The organism is Glutamicibacter sp. BW77, assembly GCF_002332285.1.
GTDB lineage: Bacteria > Actinomycetota > Actinomycetes > Actinomycetales > Micrococcaceae > Glutamicibacter > Glutamicibacter bergerei.
In genome coordinates this window covers 120,006-129,906 of the sequence record NZ_NRGT01000041.1, presented here as the reverse complement: position 1 = coordinate 129,906, position 9,901 = coordinate 120,006, and the positions used below count along the sequence as shown (strand labels likewise).

Below are 9,901 nucleotides of genomic sequence, written 5' to 3'. Positions count from 1 at the left end.
CGGCGGAACCTTAGGGTTCCGCCGGCTTCCCGGGTTTTGCATGCGTTGATCAGGCCGAACGGCGTTTGACCATTTCGTTGATCCAAATCGGCGCAAAGGGAGAAGTGCATCCGGGCGGGGTTGGATAGTCCGCTAAGACCTGCAAGGACTCTCCGATGCTCAACGCTCGTGGGCGCAGCTCTTCGTTTTCGATACCAATTTGCGCCAGAGTATTGTTCATAGCCCATTGCAGACGCTCCGGGGCTTTCAGCATTTGGGCTTCGACAACGTCAAGCAGTTGAACCAGGTCCAGGTTTTCTGGAGCTTTGACCACTTGGTGTGCGGTCAGCTCCCATCCTGCACTAGCAACCACCGAGTCTGGGTCCTGTACGAGTCTGCGACGAAGCTCTTCGAGGTGCTTGCTTTTCTTCACCACGTAATTCAAGAACCATCCCTGAACCTTAGGCGTTCTAGACTCCCTCACCCATTGCTCAAGGCCATCAATTGTGAAAGTCCGTGGTTTACAGATAAGGATGGCTACCAACTGGCATGCGGTTTGCCCGGTCTGCCACAGTCCGGATGCCAGTTCGTGATTACTTTTCAGGGCCTTGGCCAAGGCACGCAGTTTGCCAAGATTAACTCCGTAATCGTCGCCATGTTTTTCGTTGACTGCCCGTATGCGCGGATCTTCCAGGGCTTCCAGCGCCTGTTGGACGTCGGCAACGTTGCTCGAAGAATTCAGTTCAATCTCGGTGCTCATGCAACTATCTTCCCTCATCAATGTTTTTTCGTCTCTAAAGCACCGGAGCCGTTACTTTGAGGATCTCCGGTTCTCTGGTCCACCTAGTTGGGGGAGCAATTCGCTCAACCATCGTCGTTGCCCCGCAGTTTCGACAGCTTTGGGATGATAGTTGGTTCTGACCCACAAAACGGCGGCGTCTGGCTCCACACCGCCGAGCACAGCCATTACAGCCAGCGCGGTTCCTGTCCTGCCAACTCCCCCACGGCAACCCACCTCGACGCGTTGATACGCGGCCCGACGGTAGGCCTCGCGCAGCGATGCCACGGCGTCTTCGGTGACTGCTGGCGCGGAAAAGTCACGCCATTTGACCCACAGGTATTCACGGTCGGTACACTTCGGGTCCCGCCCCAGAAGGTATACCCCAAAATCTGGAGGCACCAACGATTCACTTCGTTTCAAGCTGCTGCCGCGAACCTGACGTCCGTCCGGGAAACGCACCAAATACTCCTGTGGTTCCCAACTTTCTGGTTCCTTACACATCAGGTCTTCTAGTTACCGCTGGTACTGCGCACCGGCTGACGAAGAATTGTCCTGAGATTTTCCGGTGCAACACGTCGCGGATCATTCAGGTAGATCTCGTGATGCCTTCCGGTTAGTTCCAGCCCGCGCTCTGGAATGAATTCCTGGTGCATACGGCGTAACGTCTGGGCCTCATCGTCATAGGGACCGACATGTAGGGTTTGTACGCATAACCCTTCGGCGAAAATTTCGAATCGCACCTTAGCGAGATCTATCGGCGGATCTTTCCGACCTAAGTCTTCTTTGATGCTCTCGAACATACTCCGCTCTATCCAGTCAGGCATCATGATCATCATGGTCCAGTGCCACAAAGACTTGTCCCTGCGCTCGGTAAAGGAGGTCACATCCTTCGCCCACCAGAGCCCTTCTAAAGGCATCACTACGTAGTCCCGGCCAAGTTCACGTTTACTGAAGAACTTCAGCTTGTAGGCCACCGGATACAGCGCCTGCAGCGCTTGAGCATAGGCCGGCGAAGTGTTCGGATCCCCGTACCCTTCAATCATCAGGTAGCTGCGTTCGGGTAGCTCAAGTAGTGCGAATTCTTCGTGTTTCGCTTGATACCCGAGCAAACTTTTCTTCAGGTCGACTTTCTCAGCCATCGGTTGCGCCCCTTCTTAGAACCATCCACGGCGTCGGAAGACAATATAGAGGGTCGCTGCGAACCCAATCATCAAGATTACTGCCGCAGGATAACCCAAAGCCCAGTGCAATTCGGGCATCACGTCAAAGTTCATTCCATAGATCGCTGCAATCAGGGTCGGCGCGAACAAGATCGCAGCCCACCCGGAAATCTTTTTCATATCCTCGTTTTGACGTTGCGCCACCAGCGTTGAATTCACATTCAGGATTTGCGAGAGCGCATCACGGTATTCCACGGTCTGCACATGTGCCCGAGTCAGGTGATCGGTGACGTCTTGGAGATAGGTTTGCAACTCATTGGGAACGTCGTATTTATTGAAGCCATCCGATAGCGAACGAACTACCTCAAGCAAAGAGGCCGTCGCGTGCTGCATATCGATAATTTCTTGGCTCAACCGGTAGATACGTTCGGTGACCGCTGCATCACCGCTAAATACCTGACGTTCGATCTGTTCTTTATCTATCCCCAAGCCCTGTAAGACGGGCACGTAGCCATCGACAATCTCATCTAGCAGCCTGTAGAGCACCGCTTCGGCACCCATGCTCAATAGTTTGTTATCTGCTAATAATGTTCGGTCCCGGGCCACAAATTCGTCTGCCACCGAGGTTTCAAGCTCTAGTCCAGGTGTGCCATCAATCCAGCGATGGTCTTGGCAAAGCACCGCGATGGAACCAGGTCGAAGAAGGATGTGAAATTCCGAAAGCTCGACTTCTTCAAGATCGTCTAAGTATCGTGCCGAACGAACCACCAAGAGCAGCACGTTGCCATAGCGTTCTAGTTTTGGCCTTTGCCGCGCATGCATCAAGTCATCCACCAGGACCGGGTGCAATTCCCAGGCTTCAGTGAGGTCGTGAATATCTTGTTCATCTGGCGTCGGGTATAGGCTCAGTGACACGCGTCCTGTGGCACTATCCGCATATTCCAGTGCATTGGTAGCGGAAGTAGCAGCTGGCGCCGCTCGCACCGAACCGTTTTCAACGAATCTCACCATAAAAGGCGCATGTTCATACTTCAGAGCATCTTTGGCTCGATTAGTACGGTGTAATACTTTGCGGGTTGGTTCCCTCATCTGGGCTCCTGTCCAAAATCCAACGAAACTTGGGCGTAGGCGAATTCCGCGGCATGCCAGTGAACCAAACGGGCTTCAACGTATCTTATCCCTCTAACCTATAGCGCTAATGGGTCAATTGACGTCGCTACACGCGTCTTTTCGACTGTTAGTAGTCATTTTTCGCCTTCGGATATTTCACCGATGGCATCACTGATGCACTTGTTGTGGCAGCCTTCTTGGGTATCTCTGCTAACGGCGCGATCGCAGAAATGTTCTCGCTGGCTCGGACTCGCTACGACGCTAACGTTCGCGCCGCAGCTGCCGGGATGATCGGCGGCATCGGACGTGCCGGTGGCGTGATTAGCCCTATCGTGACAGCTGCAGAGTTGATGCGGGATGGATTCCTGCAGACAACTACTTTGTCTTCATTATTCCGTTGGCTCTGGATGTCTTGGCACTGCTCATCGGTATGTGTTGCGACTCGACGTGCCTCACGTACCGATGAGCTCGTAGCTTCGGCATAACTCGCTGTTCAAACTCCCCAACTCGATGCACCCCGTTCCTGATTCAGGAGCGTGCCACATTGCGCTTCAGCACCATAAACACCCATGGGAAGGCCGGTCGGCATACAAATATCATTTTCATGCCGATGCTGCTGCCATCGGGCGTCCGCCGTGGTATTCCAACGACCGTCTGACTGTGAACCTTTGATACGGTAACCAAGTGAAGAAGTCTCGAATACTCGCTCTGGTCGCGGCGCTCTTTATTGTCGCCGTGGGGCTTGTCATCTGGAATCCTTGGGATCCTTGTGATGCACCTAAACCGATATGCGAAAATTTCGAAAAGATTCAGGACCTAGACGGCATAGCCTCGGTACAAGTTGACTACGCGACTATGGCCATTGACCGCAAGGATGGGGGTAGCTCCTCCGCCACATGGACTGTGAATCTGTCAGAGAATCAACAAGATAGTGCAGCAATTGAATCTGCGGTACGCGCAGAAGAGATCCTCCAGACAACGGTAGTTCCCGCCGTAGAGCTACAAAATTACTCTCAGTACGTGCTCGGACAGCCACAGGTCGTCAAAACCGAAGCGACAACCGGGGAATATTATGCACTGAATATTTCCCCCTTTGAGGACCTTCAAAGCGAACTGCACCAAGCTTTCATGCTCAGAAATGCCGGTGCTTTGCGCGTCACCAACTCGTCCGTGGTCGTTGCCAATCCACACGACTTGCAAGAGGTAGCCAGTTTCGCCAAGGAACACGGTTTCGACGTCAGTCTAGAAACCGAGGACCAAAAAGTGCGCTATACCCCCGATCCGAAGATCGATATGGAAAAACTGGCATTAGTCATCGATGCCGGAGCTTTGCCCAACGTAGAAACAGCCCTTTACGGCAGTCATAGGCTTTCCGTTCACAGCATCACTGCCGATAGCACCGTGGAAACTAGCGCCATTCAACAGTGGCTGGAGCAGCGCACGCCTCCACACAATGATCCATTAAGATATTCCGTTTCCTCCCCTGGCTACGCAGAAATCCTTGAGGGGTGGATTGGCAAAGCACTCCCGGATTCGTTAATCCCTGTGCCTGCACCATTACCCGAGGGAACCACTGCGTGGAAGCAAGATCCAAACGCTAATTACTGTACGACTGACGATGTGAAGTTCGAACTCAGCGCCCCTGACGCGGCTGTTGGCTCCCGATACCTATCGGTGTATGCCACGAACATTTCGGACACACCTTGTGCGGTCCAAGGCGTAGCGAATCTGGAGTTTTTCAACGAAGAGGGTCACCCCCAGACGGATGTTACCGTGACAGCAGACCCAGGAATCTCACCAGAATCAGTGGTTATCCCCGTAGGAGAAACGGCGATGACCACAATGAAATGGGGTGCCATGTCGACGTCCCAGGATCCCGATGAAACTACCAGTCTGGAAATCGCTTTACTGCCAGGTCTGGAACCGACTAAGCTCACACCACAAATTGAAGGTACAGACACCTCGTTAGATATTCTCGACGGTGCGAAGATTCGCGTTAGTCCGTGGGTGCAAGCCTTAGAAGGATGGAGCAAGCCAAACTAGTCTTGTCCGACTCGTTTCAAGGTTACGCTTGCTAGTTCAGCTAGGTATGAAGACCGCGCTTGGGAGGCCATAAACCGGTTCCACAACAGATTAATGGCAATGTATCTGAACATATTCAAAAAACTTGCGACTCATTACAGGCAGTGGAGCTAAGGGGAATCGGACCCCTGACCTCTTCGTTGCGAACGAAGCGCTCTACCAACTGAGCTATAGCCCCGCGATACCTTTGACCTTACTCCTGAAAATTTCATTCCGGATGATTCATCCCCACCGATGACACAGGCAGACTGTGTGCCCTATGCCAGACCGCTCATTCCTCTGAAATTCCCGAAACACAAATCTCATACCCGGTGGAACACAAAAATCCCACCTCGCACGTAACGAGATGGGATTCGTGAATTTAATTTGTGGAGATAAGGGGATTCGAACCCCTGACCTTCTGCATGCCATGCAGACGCGCTACCAACTGCGCCATACCCCCAAAAGGATTGCTTCCTGATCAGGCAACTCACTAATCATAAGTGAGCGCTAATCTAGGAAGCAAATCCTATTTTTGCTTATGACTACTTGGCTTCTGCAGTGATTTCGATGATCGGGCAGTCAGACCACAGTCGGTCCAGAGCGTAGAAGACACGGTCTTCTTGGTGCTGGATGTGGACGACCACGTCACCGTAGTCCAGAAGAACCCAACGGCCCAAGCCGAATCCTTCGCGGCGAACGGGACGAAGGTCAAACTTTCCGAGGACCATTGCCTGAACCTCGTCAGCGATTGCGTTGACCTGTGGCTCAGAGCCACCGGAGACGATCAGGAACGCGTCAGTTACGCCCATTCGTTCGGCGACATCAAGTGCCACAATGTCTTCTGCCAACTTGTCAGATGCGGCCTGAGCGGCCACCTGAACGAGGGCGATAGAGTCTGCGTGTGCTCCCATGAAGTGGGGTGTCTCCTTATAGAGGTATAGATCGAGAACTTAATTGTCCTACGAAGACAGCGAACTGATCAACATGACAATACCCGCAATGAGTGCGGCACCGCCCACGCTGAGTGCAGCGATCATAGCAATCAGCATGTTGTTTGCACGCCGAACGCCGTGAGTTTGAGCATCCAGTGGCTGCAGCCCTTGAGCATTAACCGCCTCGATACGTGGCATTTCCACATTCGCTTGCGGCGCCGAAGCTTGAGCAGTCGATTGACTATTTGAGTCAGCGTTTTTTACTTGCGGCTTTGCCGCTGGCTTGACCGCTTGCGTAGTCGCAGGTTTAGGTGCGGGTACGGCTTGTGGTTTCGCTGGCGCCGGTGCTGATTTAGCCGGTGAAACCTTTGAACCTGGCTTGACCACCGGCTTAACAGTTTTCGGGGCCGGTTTTGGGGGCAACTTGCCGACGCTAGGCTTCTTGGATGCCTGCGAATTATGCTTCAGTTTGTCAGAGAGTTTTCCACTGGAATCGAGGTCCAGCGAGACGCTTTCAGTCTTAGGACCTTGCACGCCAGTCTTTGCGATACGGTCTTCGACTTCGCGAATATTGCCCAGGGCTCCGGTAAAAGGATCGGAGAGCGGCTGCTCTTTACCCTTCTTTGCGTTCTCAATACGTAGTCGCTCACGCTCTGCAGCGCGACGTGAAATAATCGCAGCACGAGCTGCCATTTCGCGCTGATGAGCCAGCACTTCGAGATCAATCTCACCATCATCTTCGTTCAAAAGATTCGGATCAACTGGAGTCTTGGGATCGTGGGAGCGTCGAGCGGCTAAGGCCTCTTCAACACTCATCACCGTGGTTTCCGGTGAATCGTCGGTTGAATTCGGCTTCGAAGCCGGCTTAGCCACATTGGGCTTCTGATTCGCCGAGCCAGGATTCTGGTCCGCCAGCGACTGCAAGCGTAGCTGGCGTCGGGTCAACGGTTTTGGCTCTTCGGCCGGTTCCACCGTGGGAACGTTTGTGGTCAGCGCACCGACTTCTTCTTCAAGGCGACGGCGTTCGCGTAGTGCTTCGCGATCACGGGCACGACGCAGGGAGGCGCGCTCCCCCATTGGTTTATCTGCCGATTCGTCAGGCTTTGCAGCCGAGTCAGGCTTGACCACGCTGTCAGCCAGCTTTACAGCTGGCTTGGGAGCTGATGGAGCCGTCTTGGATTCCGTGGCCTGTTTGGGGGCTGCGCCGGCCTTTGGAGCAACGGCAGGCTTACCTGCTGGCATCTTTGCTTCGGTGGATGACTTGTCCGGCACGCCGGATGAGATTTTACCAACCGGCGCTTTTACCGAGGCAGGCTTCGCTGGTGCTTTAGCCGGTGGTGTCTTTACTTCCGGTTTCGCCGAAGGCTTTGAATCAGATGGAGCGGCAGTTTTCGGGTCAGCTGGGCTGGCACCTGCCGAAGGCTTGACATCCTTCTTTTCAGTTGCCTGCTGATCGGCTAGCTTCTTGGCTTCCTGCTCGGCCTTACTACTGGCCAGCATGGCTTCCATTTCAGCGCGCCGCTTTTCACGCAATGCTCGCCGGCTTGAAGCCGGCTGCGTGTTATCGCTCATCCTGTTCTTCTCCCGACCGCGTAGACAAAATACCGTCACCCTTACCTAGAGATTATGCCGTGTTAGAGGTAGCAATGTGAGGTTACGACTCGGTATAGAGCCCATATTTTGCAATGTACTGCACCACACCATCCGGAACCAAGTACCAGACAGGCTTGCCTTGGGCTACTCGACCGCGACAATCTGTGGAGGAAATCGCCAATGCTGGGATTTCTAATAATGAAACGTTCTCTTGGTGAAGTTCCGGAAGCACATGTCCTGGACGACTTACACCGACAAAATGCGCCAAGTCCCAGACTTGATCTATGTCTTTCCAACTGGCGATACGACTCAGCGCATCGGCACCGGTGATAAAGAACAACTCCGCTTCGGGACGTTCGGCACGAAGATCAAGCAAGGTGTCGTGCGTATACGTTGCGCCTTCACGGTCAATGTCGACTCGGCTCACCGTGAAACCCGGGTTCGAAGCGGTAGCAATAACCGTCATCAGGTAACGATGCTCGGCGGCAGACACATCTCGTGTGGACTTCTGCCAAGGCTGTCCGGTAGGAACGAACACCACTTCATCCAGATCATATTCAGCAGCAACCTCACTGGCTGCTACCAAGTGACCATTATGGATAGGATCAAAAGTACCGCCCATCACGCCGAGGCGCAATGGGCGGTTCTTGTCTTTTGGATCAGCCAAAGCTAGTGCTTGTCGCCGTGAACCTTGAACTGACGGTGAACATCTTCACCCTCAGCGTGATCCGCGTGACGCATACCCACGTTGGTGTAGGAAACGGCGACCAGCAACAACACCATCAGCGTAAGGAAGATGCCACCACCAATGATGATTGCCATGGTGTGCGGATCCATGCCGGTGGATGCAGCTTCAGAAGCCATAATCAACGCGTTCAACTTATTTCTCCAAACGTTTTAACGAGACCATGCCTGTACGACAAACACTGGTCCGAAAAGTAACGGTACGATTCTTCTACATCCTACCGAAAACACAGAACATAAACTATTTACGAATATGCCCGTCGCCCTGAACGATCCATTTAGTTGTCGTCAGTTCGGTCAGACCCATAGGACCGCGGGCGTGCATCTTCTGTGTGGAGATACCTACTTCGGCGCCTAAGCCCAGCTGTCCACCGTCGGTGAATCGAGTCGAAGCATTAACAATCACTGCGGCAGATTCAATCTCCGCAATGAATCTCTCGGACTCTGCCAGTGATGAAGTAATGATTGCTTCGGTATGCCCGGTGGAGTACTCGCGGATATGTTCCAGCGCCTCATCCATCGTATCTACGAGCTTGACCGCGATATCCAGGTCTAAGTACTCATTACGCCAGTCATCTTCTCCGGCAGCAATAGTCTCAATCCCTGGCACCAAGGAGGCAACACGTGCGTCGGTATGCAGCGTGACGCCAGCCTGCGCGAGAGCTTTCAATACCGCCGGTGCTGCCGGAGCATCTTTAGCGATCAGCAGGGTTTCTACCGTATTGCACACGCTGGGACGGTGAGTCTTCGCGTTGAGCAAGATGTCGGTAGCCATTTCCTCATCGGCGCTTGCGCTCATGAAAATGTGCACATTGCCTTCGCCGGTTTCAATCACTGGAACCTTGGCCGTGGTCACTACACGCTGGATCAATTCTCGACCACCACGTGGGATCAACACATCGATACGGCCACGTGCTGCCATCATCGCGTCGGCGCCTTCGCGTCCGTATTCGTCCACGGAGATCACTAGGTCTCGTGGCAAGGAGACAGACTCCAAGGCGTTGCGGATGTAGTTAACCAATGCGACATTTGAGTTCAGCGCAGCGGAACCACCACGGAGCAATACCGCGTTGCCACTCTTTAGCGACAACCCCGCGATATCTACGGTCACGTTGGGACGCGCCTCGTAAATGGTGCCAATAACGCCCATTGGAACGTTGATCTGACGCATTCGCAAGCCGTTAGGGAGGGTCTCTCCACGCACTACACGTCCGACGGGATCGGGTAGGCCAATAAGTTCTTCAAGGGCTGAGATCAGTCCGTCAATACGCTGATCATCAAGCTTGAGTCGGTCAAGCATCGCAGCACTCGTGCCGCGCTCCCGACCATTTTCTAGGTCTTTGGCGTTTGCAGCCATAATTTGCTGACGGTGAGCATCGATGGTGTCAGCGATGGCGCGGAGCGCCTTATCTTTCCAATCACGGTTTGCTCGCGCAAGTGTTCGCGATGCCCGGCGGGCCCGATCTGCCAGCTGGTTGACCGACGTAGCAACGTCGGTGGTGGATTCGGTCTTGGTTTCGGCTGAATCTAGACTCATA

The 9,901-nt window shown here is 53.7% G+C and carries 11 protein-coding genes and 2 tRNA genes; 2 read left to right on the top strand and 11 right to left on the bottom strand.

Translation table 11 applies throughout. The annotated features are described in order from the left end of the window. Nucleotides 1–49 precede the first annotated feature (49 nt). From CIK74_RS04995 to CIK74_RS04980, 4 genes are read right to left on the bottom strand one after another with little or no spacing between them, the layout of a single operon-like run. The gene (locus tag CIK74_RS04995; RefSeq protein ID WP_096254670.1) at nucleotides 50–739 is read right to left on the bottom strand and encodes a DNA alkylation repair protein; all 690 of its coding nucleotides are present in this window, start codon (nucleotides 737–739) and stop codon (nucleotides 50–52) included. A gap of 51 nt (nucleotides 740–790) precedes the next feature. Then, on the bottom strand, nucleotides 791–1,261 hold the full coding sequence (locus CIK74_RS04990) for a protein-tyrosine phosphatase family protein (RefSeq protein WP_096254669.1): 471 nt from the start codon (nucleotides 1,259–1,261) through the stop codon (nucleotides 791–793). Between the two features lie 8 nt (nucleotides 1,262–1,269). Further along, nucleotides 1,270–1,899: a GyrI-like domain-containing protein gene (locus CIK74_RS04985; RefSeq protein WP_096254668.1), complete on the bottom strand. Its 630-nt coding sequence runs from the start codon at nucleotides 1,897–1,899 to the stop codon at nucleotides 1,270–1,272. A 15-nt stretch (nucleotides 1,900–1,914) separates the two neighbouring features. Next, nucleotides 1,915–3,009 (bottom strand): magnesium and cobalt transport protein CorA, encoded by a 1,095-nt coding sequence (locus CIK74_RS04980; RefSeq protein WP_096254667.1) that lies wholly within the window; start codon nucleotides 3,007–3,009, stop codon nucleotides 1,915–1,917. A gap of 206 nt (nucleotides 3,010–3,215) precedes the next feature. Between CIK74_RS04980 and CIK74_RS04975 the strand changes: the two genes are divergently transcribed. Both CIK74_RS04975 and CIK74_RS04970 read left to right on the top strand, forming a co-directional pair. Continuing rightward, nucleotides 3,216–3,515 (top strand): hypothetical protein, encoded by a 300-nt coding sequence (locus CIK74_RS04975; protein WP_096254666.1) that lies wholly within the window; start codon nucleotides 3,216–3,218, stop codon nucleotides 3,513–3,515. Between the two features lie 370 nt (nucleotides 3,516–3,885). Beyond that, nucleotides 3,886–5,073 carry a DUF4232 domain-containing protein gene (locus tag CIK74_RS04970; RefSeq protein WP_205738249.1) on the top strand — a complete coding sequence of 396 codons (1,188 nt, stop codon included), beginning with the start codon at nucleotides 3,886–3,888 and terminating at the stop codon, nucleotides 5,071–5,073. 144 nt (nucleotides 5,074–5,217) lie between these two features. On the opposite strand, the gene CIK74_RS04965 is transcribed toward CIK74_RS04970, so the two are convergent. From CIK74_RS04965 to CIK74_RS04935, 7 genes are all read right to left on the bottom strand, one after another. Then, nucleotides 5,218–5,290: transfer RNA gene (locus CIK74_RS04965), tRNA-Ala, on the bottom strand. Nucleotides 5,291–5,481: 191 nt separating this feature from the next. Further along, a tRNA-Ala gene (locus CIK74_RS04960) sits at nucleotides 5,482–5,554 on the bottom strand. An 82-nt stretch (nucleotides 5,555–5,636) separates the two neighbouring features. Beyond that, entirely contained in the window at nucleotides 5,637–6,005 is a 369-nt protein-coding gene (gene rsfS, locus CIK74_RS04955; RefSeq protein ID WP_096254664.1) for a ribosome silencing factor, read from the bottom strand. A 48-nt stretch (nucleotides 6,006–6,053) separates the two neighbouring features. Continuing rightward, nucleotides 6,054–7,598: a hypothetical protein gene (locus tag CIK74_RS19175; RefSeq protein WP_096254663.1), complete on the bottom strand. Its 1,545-nt coding sequence runs from the start codon at nucleotides 7,596–7,598 to the stop codon at nucleotides 6,054–6,056. A gap of 82 nt (nucleotides 7,599–7,680) precedes the next feature. Beyond that, entirely contained in the window at nucleotides 7,681–8,286 is a 606-nt protein-coding gene (nadD, locus tag CIK74_RS04945) for a nicotinate-nucleotide adenylyltransferase (RefSeq protein WP_096254662.1), read from the bottom strand. 2 nt (nucleotides 8,287–8,288) lie between these two features. Continuing rightward, nucleotides 8,289–8,483, bottom strand: a complete 195-nt coding sequence (locus CIK74_RS04940; protein ID WP_229677240.1) for a hypothetical protein — start codon at nucleotides 8,481–8,483, stop codon at nucleotides 8,289–8,291. Between the two features lie 121 nt (nucleotides 8,484–8,604). Further along, nucleotides 8,605–9,900, bottom strand: a complete 1,296-nt coding sequence (locus CIK74_RS04935) for a glutamate-5-semialdehyde dehydrogenase (protein ID WP_229677241.1) — start codon at nucleotides 9,898–9,900, stop codon at nucleotides 8,605–8,607. Nucleotide 9,901 lies beyond the last annotated feature (1 nt).

What these genes read in the sequence shown, in the direction of transcription:
- CIK74_RS04995 (WP_096254670.1), bottom strand. Translation starts at nt 739, where the DNA reads ATGAGCACCGAGATTGAACTGAATTCTTCGAGCAACGTTGCCGACGTC.
- CIK74_RS04990 (WP_096254669.1), bottom strand. Translation starts at nt 1,261, where the DNA reads ATGTGTAAGGAACCAGAAAGTTGGGAACCACAGGAGTATTTGGTGCGT.
- CIK74_RS04985 (WP_096254668.1), bottom strand. Translation starts at nt 1,899, where the DNA reads ATGGCTGAGAAAGTCGACCTGAAGAAAAGTTTGCTCGGGTATCAAGCG.
- CIK74_RS04980 (WP_096254667.1), bottom strand. Translation starts at nt 3,009, where the DNA reads ATGAGGGAACCAACCCGCAAAGTATTACACCGTACTAATCGAGCCAAA.
- CIK74_RS04970 (WP_205738249.1), top strand. Translation starts at nt 3,886, where the DNA reads ATGGCCATTGACCGCAAGGATGGGGGTAGCTCCTCCGCCACATGGACT.
- rsfS (WP_096254664.1), bottom strand. Translation starts at nt 6,005, where the DNA reads ATGGGAGCACACGCAGACTCTATCGCCCTCGTTCAGGTGGCCGCTCAG.
- CIK74_RS19175 (WP_096254663.1), bottom strand. Translation starts at nt 7,598, where the DNA reads ATGAGCGATAACACGCAGCCGGCTTCAAGCCGGCGAGCATTGCGTGAA.
- CIK74_RS04940 (WP_229677240.1), bottom strand. Translation starts at nt 8,483, where the DNA reads ATGGCTTCTGAAGCTGCATCCACCGGCATGGATCCGCACACCATGGCA.
- CIK74_RS04935 (WP_229677241.1), bottom strand. Translation starts at nt 9,900, where the DNA reads ATGAGTCTAGATTCAGCCGAAACCAAGACCGAATCCACCACCGACGTT.